General features: G+C 68.1%; 16 protein-coding genes. 1 reads left to right on the forward strand and 15 read right to left on the reverse strand.

Features of this window, described 5'->3' with window-relative positions:
- The 15 genes from miaA to dapA form a co-directional block, all read right to left on the reverse strand.
- The gene (gene miaA / locus ELQ90_RS13600; protein ID WP_128495835.1) at nt 1-954 is read right to left on the reverse strand and encodes a tRNA (adenosine(37)-N6)-dimethylallyltransferase MiaA; all 954 of its coding nucleotides are present in this window, start codon (nt 952-954) and stop codon (nt 1-3) included.
- The gene (gene miaB / locus ELQ90_RS13605) at nt 951-2606 is read right to left on the reverse strand and encodes a tRNA (N6-isopentenyl adenosine(37)-C2)-methylthiotransferase MiaB (RefSeq protein WP_128495836.1); all 1656 of its coding nucleotides are present in this window, start codon (nt 2604-2606) and stop codon (nt 951-953) included. The genes miaA and miaB overlap by 4 nt, the downstream gene beginning before the upstream one ends.
- A gap of 73 nt (nt 2607-2679) precedes the next feature.
- Nucleotides 2680-3234: a regulatory protein RecX gene (locus ELQ90_RS13610; protein WP_166409067.1), complete on the reverse strand. Its 555-nt coding sequence runs from the start codon at nt 3232-3234 to the stop codon at nt 2680-2682.
- 145 nt (nt 3235-3379) lie between these two features.
- Nucleotides 3380-4429 carry a recombinase RecA gene (gene recA, locus ELQ90_RS13615; RefSeq protein ID WP_128495838.1) on the reverse strand — a complete coding sequence of 350 codons (1050 nt, stop codon included), beginning with the start codon at nt 4427-4429 and terminating at the stop codon, nt 3380-3382.
- Nucleotides 4430-4695: 266 nt separating this feature from the next.
- A complete protein-coding gene (locus ELQ90_RS13620; RefSeq protein ID WP_128495839.1) occupies nt 4696-4920 on the reverse strand; it encodes a DUF3046 domain-containing protein in 225 nt (74 codons plus the stop codon).
- A gap of 170 nt (nt 4921-5090) precedes the next feature.
- Nucleotides 5091-5399 (reverse strand): helix-turn-helix domain-containing protein, encoded by a 309-nt coding sequence (locus ELQ90_RS13625; protein WP_128495840.1) that lies wholly within the window; start codon nt 5397-5399, stop codon nt 5091-5093.
- Nucleotides 5400-5536: 137 nt separating this feature from the next.
- Complete coding sequence (locus tag ELQ90_RS13630; RefSeq protein WP_128495841.1) at nt 5537-6019, reverse strand: CinA family protein; 483 nt, start codon at nt 6017-6019, stop codon at nt 5537-5539.
- Nucleotides 6016-6621 (reverse strand): CDP-diacylglycerol--glycerol-3-phosphate 3-phosphatidyltransferase, encoded by a 606-nt coding sequence (gene pgsA / locus ELQ90_RS13635; protein ID WP_243696187.1) that lies wholly within the window; start codon nt 6619-6621, stop codon nt 6016-6018. The genes ELQ90_RS13630 and pgsA overlap by 4 nt, the downstream gene beginning before the upstream one ends.
- Before the next feature lie 4 nt (nt 6622-6625).
- Nucleotides 6626-9376, reverse strand: coding sequence for an FtsK/SpoIIIE family DNA translocase (locus ELQ90_RS13640; RefSeq protein WP_128495842.1), 2751 nt, complete (start codon nt 9374-9376; stop codon nt 6626-6628).
- 88 nt (nt 9377-9464) lie between these two features.
- Nucleotides 9465-9956 carry a GNAT family N-acetyltransferase gene (locus ELQ90_RS13645; RefSeq protein WP_128495843.1) on the reverse strand — a complete coding sequence of 164 codons (492 nt, stop codon included), beginning with the start codon at nt 9954-9956 and terminating at the stop codon, nt 9465-9467.
- Between the two features lie 48 nt (nt 9957-10004).
- The gene (locus tag ELQ90_RS13650; RefSeq protein ID WP_128495844.1) at nt 10005-11219 is read right to left on the reverse strand and encodes an ABC transporter permease; all 1215 of its coding nucleotides are present in this window, start codon (nt 11217-11219) and stop codon (nt 10005-10007) included.
- On the reverse strand, nt 11219-11944 hold the full coding sequence (locus ELQ90_RS13655) for an ABC transporter ATP-binding protein (protein WP_128495845.1): 726 nt from the start codon (nt 11942-11944) through the stop codon (nt 11219-11221). The genes ELQ90_RS13650 and ELQ90_RS13655 overlap by 1 nt, the downstream gene beginning before the upstream one ends.
- Nucleotides 11941-12996, reverse strand: coding sequence for an efflux RND transporter periplasmic adaptor subunit (locus tag ELQ90_RS13660; RefSeq protein ID WP_128495846.1), 1056 nt, complete (start codon nt 12994-12996; stop codon nt 11941-11943). Before ELQ90_RS13660 ends, ELQ90_RS13655 begins: the two co-directional genes overlap by 4 nt.
- A gap of 97 nt (nt 12997-13093) precedes the next feature.
- Nucleotides 13094-14770 carry a ribonuclease J gene (locus tag ELQ90_RS13665; protein WP_128495847.1) on the reverse strand — a complete coding sequence of 559 codons (1677 nt, stop codon included), beginning with the start codon at nt 14768-14770 and terminating at the stop codon, nt 13094-13096.
- Nucleotides 14771-14793: 23 nt separating this feature from the next.
- The gene (dapA, locus tag ELQ90_RS13670; protein ID WP_128495848.1) at nt 14794-15771 is read right to left on the reverse strand and encodes a 4-hydroxy-tetrahydrodipicolinate synthase; all 978 of its coding nucleotides are present in this window, start codon (nt 15769-15771) and stop codon (nt 14794-14796) included.
- 143 nt (nt 15772-15914) lie between these two features.
- On the opposite strand from dapA, the gene ELQ90_RS13675 reads away from it, so the two are divergent.
- Nucleotides 15915-16340 carry an OsmC family peroxiredoxin gene (locus tag ELQ90_RS13675; RefSeq protein WP_128495849.1) on the forward strand — a complete coding sequence of 142 codons (426 nt, stop codon included), beginning with the start codon at nt 15915-15917 and terminating at the stop codon, nt 16338-16340.

Genomic DNA, 16340 nt, shown 5'->3' on the forward strand with positions numbered 1-16340 from the left:
CTAGGGCTGCGTGACACCGTCGATGAGCGGTCGGACGGCGGCGAGCGCCATGTCGACAAGGGCGGGGTCCTCGGCCTCGAGCACCGTCGCTCCCTCGTACCTCCGAAACCAGGAGACCTGTCGGCGGGCGTAACGACGCGTCAGTCGCTGCGTTTCCGCGACGGCCTCCTCCTCGGTCATCGCACCGTCCAGTTGGGCGAGGGCCTGCGCATATCCGATCGCCCGGGATGCCGTGATCCCGCGACGGAGTCCCTCGGCGTCCAGCCGTTCCACTTCTTCCAGGAGCCCGTTCCGCCACATCGACTCGACACGAGCGTCGAGGCGCCTCACGAGCCGTTCGCGCGGCACCGTCAGGATGATGGTGCTCGATTCGGGCCGCGCCGACTGGTCGGGCAACAGCCCGGTTGCGGAATCTCCCGTCAGCTCGGCGATCTCGAGCGCGCGCACGAGGCGGCGACCGTTGCTCGAACCGATGCGTCGAGCCGCATCAGCATCGACGGCGGCGAGGCGCGCGTAGAGCGCTCCCGGGCCGATCTCCTCGAGTTCCCCCTCGAGTCGCGACCGGATTCCCGGATCGGTGCCGGGGAAGGAGAAATCGAAGAGGACGCTCGACAGGTAGAGGCCGGATCCGCCCACGAGGAGGGGGATCGCCCCGCGATCGCCGATTTCACGAATGAGGCGGCGGACCTCCTCCTGGTACCGCGCGACCGACGCCTCCTCGGTCACGTCGAGGACGTCGAAGAGGTGGTGCGGGAAGCGGCGCCGCTCCTCCTGCGTCACCTTGGCCGTGCCGATGTCCATCCCCCGGTAGAGCTGCATCGCGTCGGCGTTGATGATCTCCGCGGGCACGCCCAGCGCGGCGAGCCGTTCGGCGAGCGCGAGCGACAGGTCGCTCTTCCCGGTCCCGGTCGATCCCCCGATCGCGAGGACACGCGCCGGTCGGTCGCCCGTCACCGCTCGTCGTCGTCGGGGTGATAGATGGGTGCCGTCCCGACGGAGGACGACGTGGCCGGTTCCGCGCGCCCGACCCGCAGCGTCGGCAGCCCGAGGGACACCGGTCTCGGACCGCTCGACGCGGCGTTCACGGGCGTCGGGACGCCGCAGGAGTCCGCTTGCGCGCGGTCCCAGGCATCGCCCGAGCGAGTGCGTCGGACGCGCGGAGCGGCACCGGCATCGGCGAGGAGGTGCCAGGGCGCGGCGTACGTGACTCTCGCGGTCACGATGTCGCCCGGCCGGGGGCGCTCGACGCCCTCGGGAATCGCCACGTGCACGAGTCGAGAGTCCTCCGCGCGACCGGAGAGGCGCGAGTTCTCCGCGTCCTTCTTGCCGTCTCCCGCCGATACGAGGACGTTGACGTCACGACCCACCTGACCCTGGTTCTCCTCGAGACTGATCCGGTCTTGGAGGGCGGTCAGTCGCTCGTAGCGCTCCTGGACGACGGCCTTCGGGACCTGCTCCCCCATCGTGGCGGCCGGCGTTCCTGGCCGGACCGAGTACTGGAACGTGAACGCCGAGGCGAACCGCGCCTCTTCGACCACCCTGAGGGTCTCGGCGAAGTCCGCTTCGGTCTCGCCGGGGAAGCCGACGATGATGTCGGTGGAGATCGCGGCGTCCGGAATGCGGCGCCGGACGCGCTCGAGGATGCCGAGGAAGCGCTCGCTGCGGTAAGAGCGGCGCATCGCGCGGAGGATGCGATCCGATCCGGACTGCAGCGGCATGTGCAGTTGCGGCATGACGGCGGGAGTCTCCGCCATCGCGTCGATGACGTCGTCCGTGAACGATGCCGGGTGAGGGCTCGTGAACCGGATACGCTCGAGGCCGTCGATCGTGCCGACGGCTCGGAGCAGCTTGCCGAACGCCTGACGGTCACCGAACTCGACACCGTAGGAATTGACGTTCTGGCCCAGCAGGGTCACCTCGATCGCGCCGTCATCCACGAGCGCTTGAACTTCCGCGAGGATGTCGCCGGGGCGTCGGTCTTTCTCCTTGCCGCGCAACGCCGGCACGATGCAGAAGGTGCACGTGTTGTTGCATCCCACGGAGATCGACACCCAGCCGCTGTACGTCGACTCGCGACGAGTGGGGAGGGTGGAGGGGAATGTCTCGAGCGACTCGAGGATCTCGAGCTGCGCCTCACCGTTGTGCCGTGCCCGCTCGAGCAGACTCGGGAGCGACCCCATGTTGTGGGTGCCGAAGACCACGTCGACCCACGGAGCCTTCTGCAGGATGACGTTCTTGTCCTTCTGCGCGAGACACCCGCCCACCGCGATCTGCATGCCCTCATGACGACGCTTGATGCTCGCGAGCTGACCCAGATTGCCGTAGAGCTTGTTGTCGGCGTTCTCGCGCACAGCACACGTGTTGATCACGACGACGTCGGGTTCGACGCCCTCCGCGCGGACGTAGCCCGCCGCCTCGAGGGACCCGCTCAGCCGTTCGGAATCGTGCACGTTCATCTGGCAGCCGTATGTACGCACCTCGTAGGTGCGCGTTCCACCGGAGTTTGCGGTCCGCGCGGCGATCCCGCCAGGAATGAGGTTCGGGTGGGTCGCGACGCCGATTCGCGCGTCGACCGCCGTGTGAAGGTCCGGGTTGATCGTGCTCATGATGGGGTCAGTCTACGACGCGGTCGGGCAGCGATCCGGCGCCACGGGAAGCCGCCCGACGGCGGCCTCGCCGTCAGCGGAAGCGCGGCCCCCCGGACGGCGACGAGCGCTTTCGGACGACTTCCGACACGACCTCACGGACGAGACCTCCCGGATAACCGCGACGCGCGAGAAATCCGGACAATCGACGCTCGATGGTCTGAGCGTCGAGCGATCGGAGCTGACGGGCGCGCTTCTCAGCGAGCTCGCGGGCGGCGTCTTTCTCGTCGTCCGCGTCGATCTCCGCGACGGTCTCCGCAACGATGTCCGACTCGAGACCGCGCGCCGAGAGAGCGCGCGCCACGGCCGCCTTGCTCTGACCCTTGACCTCGGAGAGACGACGTCGCAATTCCTCGGCGAGGACACGGTCGTCGACGTAACGCAGATGGATCAAGCGCTCCACGAGTGCCTCCGCCTCGACCCCGTCGAGGCCGTTCTCCGCGATGAGCGTGCGAACCTCGGATTCGCTCAGCGCCTTGCGCGACAACGCGCGCAGGACCCTCTGTTCGACGACGGCCTGCTCGATGACCTCCGGCGCGTTGCCGTTGTCGTCCTCCTCGTGGGAGATCGACCGGGAGAGTGCCGTCACGACCGCCTCTCCGGCGCCACGCGACCCGGTAACCCGATCGGCTGCACCCGCTCGACGGTCCTCCGGTGCACGACCGTCCTCAGCCGAGGACGGCCCCGCTCCCGGCAGAAATCTGACGGGAGCGAGGCCGCCCTCGGATGATGAATCACGCACCGCGGCGTGCCGCCAGCTCGTCGGGAGCGGCCTCGTCGGCCTTCGGAACCCCGATGCCGAGCTTCACCTTGATCTTGCTCTCGATGTCGGCGGCGATGTCCGGGTTCTTGAGCAGGAAGTTACGCGCGTTCTCCTTGCCCTGGCCCAGCTGCTCGCCGTCGTAGGTGTACCAGGCACCGGACTTCTTCACGATGGTGTGCTCGACACCGAAGTCGATGAGGCTTCCCTCACGCGAGATTCCGACGCCGTACAGGATGTCGAACTCGGCCTGCTTGAAGGGCGGCGCCATCTTGTTCTTTACGACCTTGACGCGAGTACGGTTACCGACCGCCTCAGTGCCGTCCTTGAGCGTCTCGATACGACGGATGTCGAGGCGGACCGACGCGTAGAACTTGAGCGCCTTTCCGCCGGCCGTCGTCTCCGGACTTCCGAAGAAGACACCGATCTTTTCGCGCAGCTGGTTGATGAAGATCATCGTGGTGTTGGTCTGGTTGAGACCACCGGTGAGCTTGCGGAGAGCCTGCGACATGAGCCGAGCCTGCAGGCCGACGTGGGAGTCGCCCATCTCTCCTTCGATCTCGGCTCGCGGCACGAGGGCGGCGACCGAGTCGATCACGATGAGGTCGATCGACCCCGAACGCACGAGCATGTCCGCGATCTCGAGGGCCTGCTCACCCGTGTCGGGCTGCGAGACCAGAAGGGCGTCGATGTCGACGCCGAGCTTCTTGGCGTACTCGGGGTCGAGAGCGTGCTCCGCGTCGATGAAGGCGGCGATTCCACCCGCACGCTGGGCGTTGGCGATCGCGTGCAGAGTGAGAGTGGTCTTACCCGACGATTCGGGACCGTAGATCTCGACGATGCGGCCGCGCGGGAGCCCTCCGATACCGAGCGCGACGTCGAGGGCGATGGAGCCCGTCGGCACGACCTCGACGGGAGCACGCTCGTCGCTTCCGAGGCGCATGACGGAGCCCTTGCCGAACTGGCGATCGATCTGGGCGAGAGCCGTTTCGAGGGACTTCTCGCGGTCTGCGGGTGATGGCATGGGATCCTTCTCTCTGCGAATGAAGCGCTCCTCGTCGAGTAGGTTCTCGTCGATCGGCACTCACGTTGTGCGCCTATAGGCTGCCGCTACGGCAAGGCTGGAGCGTGAGGCGTTGATGTCTTCGACGTTAGATCGCACCACCGACATCGGTCGGTAGTGAATCCACGACGGTGGAGATCCGACGCTTCTCACCCGTGTGTACGACGGTAGCAGGACCCGAACACATGTTCGAGGCTCGACACGCGCGTGTCGAAGATGGATTCGGCCTAAGACCGGGGCTCGGGCCGACCCACGCCCGCACGGCGACCGGCGGGGACGTCCGTCTCGTCGCACAGAGCGAGCCAGACCGTGCGGACCTCGACGCCGGCGTCGAGAGCTTCCCGTGCGGATCTGCCGCCGAGGCGCGACAGAGCCAGGTCGTTCACGAGAACACGACCGTAGCCGTCGCCGAATTCATCGACCACCGCGATCTCGAACTCACTGCGTTTCATGTCTTCCTCTCGGATCGGAGTGGTGACGCGGCCAGCCGACGCGCGCCAGGGACGACGAGACCCCGCCGAGCTCTCGCTCGACGGGGTCATGACGTCTGATGTTGCTCTGCGACTCTCCGGACAGGCGACTCGCCTACCGGAGTTTTGAGGGAACGCGAACGATTCGGCGCTCAGCCGGCCACGAGGTCGGCATCGAGCTCGACGACGAAGTCCTCCGGAACGGTGTCGGGGATCGGGTCGATCCCCTCGAGCACCGCGAGCCGGTCTCCGACCTCACGCATGATGACCGAGATGGGCGTCTCGAGAGCATCGGCGACAGACGCGAGGATCTCGCTCGATGCCTCCTTCTGCCCGCGCTCGACCTCGCTCAAGTATCCGAGAGCGACACTCGCCTTACTGGCGACCTGGCGCAGCGTCCGGCCCTTCTGCAGACGGAAGTCCCGCAAGACGTCCCCGATTTCCTGACGAACCAGAACCATTGGACCCTCCCCTTCTGCGTATAGGCCTTACGACCCCCGCCGGTGCGGATGTGTAACCTTACTACACCCGTCGATTGCGAAAACCCTAACCCTGGCGACTGGAGTTTTCGTGTGTGTACATCGGATGTAACGGCGAATTAACGCACGCTATTCCCCAGCATTTCGAGGGCCAGGTCGACCGTCGCCCAACGGATCGATGACCGGTCTCCCCCGAATGCGGCTTCGCGCACGAGGAGGCCTGCGTCGCTGCTGACAGCGACGAAGACCGTACCAGGCGCGCGCCCGCCTTGGCTCGCCGGTCCGGCGACTCCCGTCGTCGCGACGCCGATTGACGCGGGACCGGCCGCCGTCGCGAGGGTACGTCGGACGCCGACGGCCATCTGGCATGCCACCTCGGCGTGGACGGGCCCCTCGCGGTCGAGCAGGTCGCGGTCGACCCCGAGCACGGTCGCCTTCAGTTCCGTGTCGTAGGCCACGACGCCGCCGCGAACGACGGCCGAGGCACCCGCAGTGGCGATCAGGGCCGAGGCCAGGGCGCCGCCCGTGAGCGATTCCGCGACGGCGACGGTGTGGCCGGCGGCCGCGAGGGCCCGGATGAGCCCGCCCGTGTCGGTGCTCACGACCGCGAGCGGCGGGCTGCACGCGCCCCGCGCGCCTCGGCGGCGACGTAGTCGACACCACTCGCGACCGTGAGGACGAATGCAGCGGACATGAGGATGACGTTGACCACGACGATCCACTCGCCCACGAGCGGCGCGAGCGGTGCGAGGGCGAACGAGATGGCGATGGCCTGGATCACTGTCTTGAGTTTGCCCATCCAGGCAGCGGCGACGACGTGATCCGAGAGGACGACCATGCGGTGCACGGTGATCCCGATCTCGCGGACGAGGATCACGATGGTGATCCACCAGGGCAGCTCCGAGAGGATCGACAGCGCGACGAGGGCGGCCCCTGTGAGGACCTTGTCGGCGATGGGGTCGAGCAGCTTGCCCAGATCCGTGACGATGTTACGACTGCGGGCGATGTGCCCGTCGATGCCGTCGGTCGCGATCGCGAGGACGAAGAGCGCCGTCGCCGCCCACCGGAGACCCCCTTCTGCACCGGCGTCGGCGAACAGGAGCCAGAGGAAGACCGGCGCCAGCAGGATCCGGACGACGGTGATCGCGTTCGGCAGATTGAGATTCGGCGTCGTCGAACCAGGCCTCAGCGCATCATCGACCACGACGTCACTCCCTCCCGGTCAGTCCCCAGGCGTCCTCGTCGGAATCGCCGTCGACCACAGGATAGCCCGCGAACTGATCGTCGACCGGATCGCCTGTCGCAGCGAGGACCGTCGTGGCGGGCACTGCGGAGGAAGCGGCTGCACTCGATGCAGCCGACGGTGCCGCCGACGGCACGGCCGGATCCTCGCCGCGCATGCGTGCCATGACGGACGGCAATTGCTCGGCCGTCACGAGTACGTCGCGAGCTTTCGACCCCTCGGACGGGCCGACCACTTCACGCGATTCGAGGAGGTCCATGAGCCGACCGGCCTTCGCGAAGCCCACGCGGAGCTTGCGCTGCAACATCGACGTGGAGCCGAACTGCGTCGAGACGACGAGCTCGGTCGCCGCGAGCAGGAGCTCGAGATCGTCGCCGATATCGGCGTCGACCTCTTTCTTCTCCGCGACCTGCGCGACGTCCGGCCGGTACTCGGGCCGGGCCTGCGCCGTGACGTGCTTGACGACCTTCTCGATCTCCGACTCCGCGACCCATGCGCCCTGGACGCGGACGGCCTTGGACGCGCCCATGGGGAGGAAGAGCGCGTCGCCCTGACCGATGAGCTTGTCGGCGCCGGGCTGGTCGAGGATGACTCGAGAGTCCGTGACGCTCGTGACGGCGAAGGCCAGTCGTGATGGCACGTTCGCCTTGATGAGTCCGGTGACGACGTCGACCGACGGACGCTGGGTGGCGAGCACGAGGTGGATTCCGGATGCGCGCGCGAGCTGGGTGATGCGCACGATCGAGTCCTCGACGTCGCGCGGAGCCACCATCATGAGGTCGGCGAGTTCATCGACGACGACGAGCAGGTACGGGTACGGCTTGAGGACGCGCTCGCTTCCCGCAGGAAGGACGATCTCGTCGTTGACGACGGCCTTGTTGAAGTCGTCGATGTGGCGGAAGCCGAACGACGCGAGGTCGTCGTACCGCATGTCCATCTCCTTGACGACCCACTGCAGCGCCTCGGCGGCCTTCTTCGGATTCGTGATGATGGGCGTGATGAGGTGCGGGACGCCGGAGTAGGGCGCGAGCTCGACGCGCTTGGGGTCGATCAGGACCATGCGCACGTCGGTCGGCTTCGCCCGCATGAGCAGGCTCGTGATCATCGAGTTGACGAAGCTCGACTTACCGGAACCCGTGGAACCGGCGACCAGGAGGTGGGGCATCTTCGCGAGGTTCGCGACCACGAAGCCGCCGCCGACGTCCTTGCCGACGCCGATGGTCATCGGGTGCGTGCTGGAGGTCGCGGCGTTCGAACGGAGGACGTCCCCGAGGGTGACGATCTCGCGGTCGGAGTTAGGGATCTCGATGCCGATCGCGCTCTTACCGGGGATGGGCGAGAGGATGCGCACCTCGTTGGAGGCGACGGCGTATGCCAGATTCTTCGAGAGCGCCGTGACGCGCTCGACCTTGACACCGGGGCCGAGCTCGATCTCGTACTGGGTGACGGTGGGACCGCGCGAGAAGCCCGTGACCTTGGCGTCGACGCCGAACTGGTCGAGGACGTTCGTGATGGCGCGCACGACCTCGTCGTTGGCGGCGGACCGCTGCTTGGCGGGTGAACCGGCACCGAGGGTCGCGGTCGACGGCAGGCTGTACGGCTGCGCCGGTGACGTCGGTTTCGCGAGGGTCGCCTCAGCGTCGCCACGCAGCGCGACACTGCCGAGTCCCGGGAGCGCTTCCGTGTCGCCCGAGACGGAATCGTCGTGGAGCCCCACGGCGGAGGGGACGGAGCCGGAGTAGTCGGCGACGGCGCGTTCGGCGGCCGAGAGGTCCCCCAGGACTTCCGTGTGCGAGGTCGTGGCGGTCGGAGCCGTCTCCGGCTCGACGGGGGAATCGAAGCCGCCAGCGGTTCCGCCGCTCAGGAGCTCGGTCATGTCGTCGGCCCCGGTGGACTCGAAGGCCGGGGCGTCCTCGCGGCCGCTCTTGTTCCTGCGCCACCACGGCAGGGACTCCTCGCCCGGCTCGGCCTCGTCGAGGACCGCCGTGCGGGAGTCCTTCGGCCGCTCGTCGTGCTCCGTTCCGAACATCCACGCCCACAGCTGACGCAGCCGCGCCGGCACCTTGGCGGGCGGTGTCTTCGTGATGATGAAGAGGCTCAGGAGGGTGACGAGCGACAGCACGATGATGCCGCCGATCGGCGTGATGACTGCGGCGAGCGGCCACCCCACGATCCAGCCGAGCAGGCCTCCGGCCGTCGCGAGGGCGGGCAGCCCACCGTCGCCGGGGCTCGGCTGGTCACTCGCGACGTGGCAGATGCCGGTGACGCCGAACAAGAACAGACCCAGGCCGATGCCGACGCGACCGTTGTCGTGGACGGAAGAGGGGTGTCGGAACAGCCAGAACGCCAACATGAGCATGATCACGGGCAGAGCGAAGGCCACCCGTCCGAAGAGCGCACCGAACGTCCAGGCGTCGAGCGCCCGTGCCACATCGTTGCCGGTTCCGAACCACTCGACGGCCATGCCTGCGACGGCGAGGAGCACGATGAGGAAGGGCACGCCATCCCGGCGCTCGTCCTTCGCGAGCGTGTCGGCGCTGAAGGCGCGTGCGGCCCCCCCGGCGAGGTGCGCGAGCCCCATCCAGCCGCGGACCAGCAGGTTCGGGCCGGTCTCGGGCTCCGGGGTCGGGAGCGGCACCGTCTTCGTTCGGGCGCGCGACGGCGTCGACCGGGTCGATGCGCGGCCTTTTCCAGACGACTTGGTGCTCGTAGCCATGTTCCCAACGGTACGACGAACCCCCGTCATCACACGGGAGTGACTCGGGTTTCATGGGGAACGGGCCCCGCACCAGGACGATCGGACGTCACCGGAGGATCTTGACCATCGTGTCGGAGTGGTCCGTCGACGACACGACGACGAAGCCCTCGCTCACGTAGAGCCGGTGCGCGAAGTTGCCGTGGTCGACACTCAACGAGAGCCGCGCGTGTCCCGCTGCTCCGGCCATGGCCGAGACGCCGCGGAGCAGCTCCCGGCCCACACCCTGCGCTCGCCACTGCCGACCGACGCCGAGGGTGAGCTCCGGGACACCGCCGGCCACGAAGCCCGCACCGGGCTTCGCACTGTCGAACAACCGGAACCAGCAGGCGCCGATCGGGTGCCCGGCCGGCGACTCCGCGACGATCCCGGCGTCGGCCGGTCTCATCCACCCCGAGACGTACGGCGAGAGGGCCGGATCGGCGAGGACCTGGAGGCGGGGGCGATGGCTGCCGGGCGACCAATTGGCCGCCTCGACGAGCATGTCGGCGAGGAAACGTGCGTCCTCCCCCACCGCGGGTCTCAGCAGGAACGCCGTCATGTCGGAACGATAGACCGCCAACGTTTCCGCTGCGTTTCCGAGGTGTCGTCAGATCCGGATCGCGTCGATCGGCTTGACCCTGACCGCGACGATCGCGGGGATCAGCCCGGCGAGCGCTCCCACCGCCGTCGCTGCGACGAGGCCGAAGACCGCAGCGCTCATCGGGAACGCCGGAGGGTCCGCCACCATGCCCTGCGTGAGGAACTCCTCGACGACGGGCAGCTTGACGATGAGCACCGCGAGCATCACCCCCACGACACCCGCGACGGCCGTCGCCACGACCGATTCCATGAGGACCGAGAAGAAGACCCTGCTCGATGTCGCCCCCATCGATCTCCGGATCCCGATCTCCCTGATCCTCTGCCGCACCGTCACGAGGGCGATGTTCAGGAGTCCGAGCGCGCCCAGCAGCAGGATGACCGCTCCGATGCCGAGCGTCAGCATCCGCAACACCGCCGTCGGATCGTCCATGAACGCTCCGTAGTCGGTCCGGAAGACGTCGACCGTCGCGCCCTTCCCGAGTCTCGCAGTGAGGTCGCTCTGCACGAGTCGCATGAGCTCCTCCCCCGCTGCCGGCGGGACCCACATCTCGTACATCGGCATGAGTTCGTCGAACGCTCCGGGCGGAAGCGCCGTCGCCGCCGATCCCGCGAGCATCATGAGGCCGGGCTCGGTGTCCCAGGACGGGCTCGCGTAGACACCGATCACGACGAGGGTCGCATCGTCGAATCGACTCGACGTGACGGTGGGGTGCGTCGCGAGGTCCGGCGATCCGATGCGCTCCCAGAAGGCTTCGTTCACGACGACGGCCGGAGCGAGACGCTCGGCGTCGCCGACCGCGAACCATGACCCCTGCTCCATGCGGGTCCGGTGGAGCGTCGCGTAGGGGTCGTCGACGAAGATCATCGACGTGTCGGCCACACCGTCCGGGAACTGCACCGGCGCGTAATCGTTGACGATCCGCGTCGCGTAGGAGATGTCGAAACGATCGAGCGTCTCGAACCACGCCTCGTCCGCCGCTCCCGGCGGCGGAGTGCCACCGGGGGTGAGGTTCGCACTCATCGTGAAGGGCCGGCCGGACGAGCTCTCCGCCTGCTCGAGGACCGCGCGCTGCGCGAGCTCCGTCACGGCGACACTCGCCGAGAGTGCGCTCACCGCTACCGTGACGCCGACGAGCGACAGGAGCACCCTGCCGCGGTGCACGCGGACCTCCTGCCACGCCTCCGCGACGGCGCCCACGAGGGACGTGAGGAAACGCGTCATCACGTCACCACCCCTCGATGAACCGCGGCCGCCGCGGCCGTCGCCTCGTCCGCGGTGAGCACGCCGGAGTCGAGACGGAGGTGCCGGTCCCCGCGCGCCGCGATGGCGGGGTCATGGGTGATCGTGACGAGGGCGGCTCCCTGCTCCGACACGATCTCGTCGAGGAGGTCCATGACCGATTGGCCCGTCTCGAGGTCGAGGGCGCCGGTCGGCTCGTCCGCGAGGATGACGCGCGGGGTGCGGACGAGAGCGCGAGCGATCGCGACACGTTGCTGCTCGCCCCCGGAGAGGCTGCTCGGCAGCGAGTCGAGGCGGTGTCCGAGCCCCACCCTCTCGAGCATGTCGCGTGCGATCCGCTCGCGACGCCAGAACGACGGCCCGTCGGCGTAGAGGAGCGGGAGCACGGCGTTCTCCGTGGCCGTCCGACCCTCGAGCAGGTTGAACTGCTGGAAGATGAAGCCGATCTCGCGGCCGCGGATCCGATCGCGGTGACCGGAACGGATGGACCTCACGTCGACGCCGTCCCAGCGCAGTTCACCCGTGGTGGGCAGATCGAGCAGCCCGAGGAGGTTGAGCAGGGTCGACTTGCCGGATCCCGACCGGCCGACGATCGACACACGATCTCCGGCGTCCACCTTCAGGTCCACTCCGGAGAGGATCGTCAGCGCTTCGGAGTCCGCGATCGGGACGGTACGTGTGACGTCGTCGAGCTCGAGGAGGCTCATCCCTCCGTGGTCCCGTCGTCGCAGTAGACCGAGCCGTCGGGTTCCTCGATGCAGCCGTCTTCGACACCGACGTCCGTCGCGTCGTCCACCGGGATGAACTCGAGCACGGAGGCGCCTTCCTCCACGCCCCTGACCTCGACCAACGACCCGTCGTTGAGGCCGAGTTCCACGGCCGTCTCGACCGGTGCGCCGTCCTCGCCCATCAGCCAGATGGAACCGGCCTGCGAGTTGCCCTTGACGGCGGTGACGGGCAGCACGAGGACGTCCTCGACCGATCCTCCCGGCATCGAGATCGTCCCCGTGAGACCCGCGAAGACGGTGACATCACCCGGCACCGCGCAGCGGACGGTCGCGCCCGTCGATGTGCCGCCCCCGTCGCCGAGCTCCTCGCCGCCCTCCGGCGCGCTCCCCGCTAGGGGGACCGTGATCGTGAGCCCGGTGCACGTGAACGATCCGGGACCACCCACGACCTCGACAGCGGCCTCCGACGGCCGCTCCTGAAGCCGGTACTGCTCCTCCGGCGCGATCGTGCCGGTGACGCTGAACGACGGCGGGGCGACGCTCGCGACGGGGTCGCCGATCTCGACGAGCTGCCCCTTCACCACGGGCAGTGAGCTCACGGTTCCGGCGAGCGGCGCCGTCACCTCTTCCGTGCGGTAGGTCGGAGGACGTTCCGTGACGGTCTCCTCCCCCGTCTCCTCGTCCACGTCGACGACGGGCTCCTGCACGATCTCCTTGCGGACGACCGCGATGACGTCGCCCTTCGCGACCTTGGCGCCCGCTCCCACTCGGAGCTCGAGGATGTCGCCGGTGAGAGGGGCCTTCGCGTCCACAGCGGGATCGGCGACGATCGATCCGTCGACGAGGACCTCGTTCACGACGGAGCCCTTCTCCACCGTGACGACCGATTCGGAGACGGTGCCCGTGGGTTCGGCGGGAGACGCCTCGTCCGACGTGTCGGGGAAGAACGCGAGTTTCACGAGAGCGATCGCGATGGTCGCGAAGACCAGGATCCGAAGGATCGGGAAGATCCATTTCCGCCAGACACCCATGACACACCCTTCACCGCGCCCTCCCTGGGCGTGCGATCGGGGGTCAGCCTATGGGGATGCTCTGCGGCTCGTCATCATCCTGTGGACGGAACTCCGCTCAGGCCTCGATGACGAGGGGGACGATCATCGGGCGCCGACGATACGACGTATTGACCCACCGTCCGACGGTCCGGCGGACGATCTGTGAGAGCGCGTGCGTGTCCCTCACCCCGTTCGTCGCCGCCTCCGCGAGCGCCGCAGCGATCTTCGGCTTGACCGCGTCGAAGACGGCGTCGTCCTCGGCGAACCCGCGCGCGTGCACCTCGGGCTCCACGATGAGTCGGCCGGTCTGCGCTTCGACGACGCAGATGATGGAGATGAAGCCCTCTTCGCCGAGGATGCGGCGATCCTTCAGATCCGCGTCCGTGATCTCGCCGACCGTCGATCCGTCGACGTAGACGTACCCGAGTTCGAGCTGGCCGACCACCCGAGCGACGCCGTCGCGGAGGTCGACGACCGTCCCGTCCTCACCGAGGATGGTGTTCTCGCGCGGAACCCCCGTGTCGATCGCGAGCTTCGCGTTCGCGGAGAGGTGGCGGAACTCGCCGTGCACGGGAAGGACGTTCTTCGGTTTGAGGATGTTGTAGCAGTAGAGGAGCTCCCCCGCCGCCGCATGCCCGGAGACGTGCACTTTCGCGTTCGCCTTGTGGACGACGTTGGCGCCGAGCTTCGTGAGTCCGTCGATGACCCGGTAGACGGCGTTCTCGTTGCCGGGGATGAGGCTCGATGCGAGGATGACGGTGTCGCCGGGTCCCGGCTCGATGGCGTGGTCGAGGTTCACCATCCGGCTGAGCACCGCCATCGGCTCCCCCTGGGATCCCGTGGACATGAACACGATCCTGTCGTCGGGGACGTCGTGCGCCTTGCGGTAGTCGATGAGGACGTCGCCCGGCACGTCGAGGTAGCCGAGCTCGGCGGCGATCGTCATGTTGCGCACCATCGATCGTCCGAGCAGGGCGACGCGGCGACCGTTCGCCGCCGCGGCGTCGAGGACCTGCTGCACGCGGTGCACGTGGCTCGAGAAGCTCGCGACGATGACGCGTCGCGGGGCCTTCGCGATGACCGAGTCGAGGACCGGGCCGATGGAACGCTCGAGCGGCGTGAATCCCGGGACGTCGGCGTTCGTCGAGTCGCACAGGAAGAGATCGACCCCTTCTTCGCCGAGCCGTGCGAACGCACGCAGGTCGGTCAGACGACCATCGAGCGGGAGCTGGTCCATCTTGAAGTCGCCGGTGGCGAGCACGAGGCCGGCCGACGTGCGGACGGCCACGGCGAGCGCATCGGGGATGGAGTGGTTGACGGCGACGAACTCGAGCTCGAACGGTCCCAGTCGCTCCACGTCGCCCTCACGCACCGTGAGCGTGTACGGCTTGATGCGGTGCTCCTTGAGCTTCGCCTCGACGAGAGCGAGCGTGAGACCGGAGCCGATGAGTGGAATGTCCGCCTTGAGCCGGAGGAGGTACGGGACCGCACCGATGTGATCCTCGTGGCCGTGCGTGAGGACGACGCCGACGACGTCGTCGAGCCGATCCTGGATCGGCGAGAAGTCCGGGAGGATCAGGTCGACGCCCGGCTGGTTCTCCTCGGGGAACAACACACCGCAGTCGATGACGAGGATCTTGCCGTCGATCTCGAAGATCGTCATGTTGCGGCCGACCTCGCCGAGGCCGCCGACCGGGATGACGCGCAGCGTACCGGCCTCGAGCGCCGGCGGTTCGATGATCTGGCCGGTCATCCGCCCTCTTCCTGTCGTGATTCCTAGCGGGTCGTTCCGTGCACCTTGGGCAGGGCACCGCCGGCTGCCGCGTTGCGGTCCGGCCTGAAGTTCGAGAAGTCGACACCCGGAATGTCGGTGACGAGGTCGATCTCGTCCTCGATTTGAGCGGCCTCCCACTCCTCGGGGCCGACGAGCGGCAGCCGCACTCGGGGGCTCGAGATGCGGCCGAGCCCGTGCAGGATGTACTTCGCCGCGACGGTGCCGGGCACGTGCGTCATGACGGCGCGCACGAGCGGCTCGAGCCGCCGGTGAGCGGCGGTCGCCGTGGCGAGATCGCCCGCGTTGACCGCGTCGACCATCTGACGGTAGGGAGTCGCGGCGATGTTCGCGGTGACGCCGATGAGTCCGGACGCTCCGATGGACAAGTGCGGGAGAACGTTGGCGTCATCACCCGAGAAGTAGAGGAGGTCGGTCTGGTTGAGGACCCTGCTGACCTCCGAGAAGTCGCCCTTCGCGTCCTTGACCGCGACGACGTTCGGGTGCTTCGCAACCCGCAGGATCGTCTCGTACCGGATGGGGACGCCCGTGCGGCCCGGGATGTCGTAGAGGATGACCGGCAGGTCCGTCGCGTCCGCGATCATGCGGAAGTGCGTGAGGATGCCCGCTTGCGTCGGCTTGTTGTAATACGGGGTGACGATCATGACGCCGTCGGCGCCCGCTCGTTCGCTCGCGCGGTACAGCTCGATCGCGTGCGCGGTCTCGTTCGATCCGCCGCCCGTGATGATCTTCGCCCGGCCGGCCGCGACCGACTTGCCGACCTCGACGAGCCGGAGCTTCTCGGCGTCCGTGAGCGTGGAGGTCTCGCCCGTCGTGCCCGTGACGACGATGCCGTCGGCGCCGGCCGTGATGACGTCGTCGATGTGTTTCTCGACGTCGTCCCACGCCACCTCGCCGTCACTCGTGAACGGAGTCACGAGTGCCACGAGAACCTGACCGAAGGGATTCTGCACGAGAGCCACGAGTCCAGGTTATCGGTTCATCGCCACCGTGCTCGCGCCAGGGGTCCCCCTCTGCTCGGCCGCGGGGTTAGGCTCTGGTCGAACGGGCGATGACGCCCGTTCCCCGACACGGGAACCGCCCCCCGATGACCCTGGAGGACACCATGGCAGTGACGAGTGAAGCAACGACGGTCTGGAACGGATCCCTCTTCGACGGATCGGGCTCCGTGTCCCTCGACTCCTCGAAGGCGGCGACCCTCGCCGTCGACTGGAAGGCGCGATCGGAGGGCTCGAGCTCGACCACGACTCCCGAGGAGCTCCTCGGCGCCGCTCACGCCGCCTGCTTCTCGATGGCCTTCGCGAACGCCTTGACCGAGGCGGGCTTCACGCCCACCAACATCCAGACGACGGCGGCCGTGACCTTCCAGCCCGGCACGGGCATCACCGGCAGTCACCTGCTCGTGAGCGCGAACGTGCCCGGCGTCTCCGCCGAGGACTTCGAGCGCATCGCGGGTGAGGCGAAGTCCGGTTGCCCCGTCTCGCAGGCCCTCGCCGGCATCCCCATCACGATCGAAGCGAGCCTCGCGTGA

The sequence above is a fragment of the Labedella phragmitis genome (genome assembly GCF_004078635.1).
Classification (GTDB): Bacteria; Actinomycetota; Actinomycetes; order Actinomycetales; family Microbacteriaceae; genus Labedella; species Labedella phragmitis.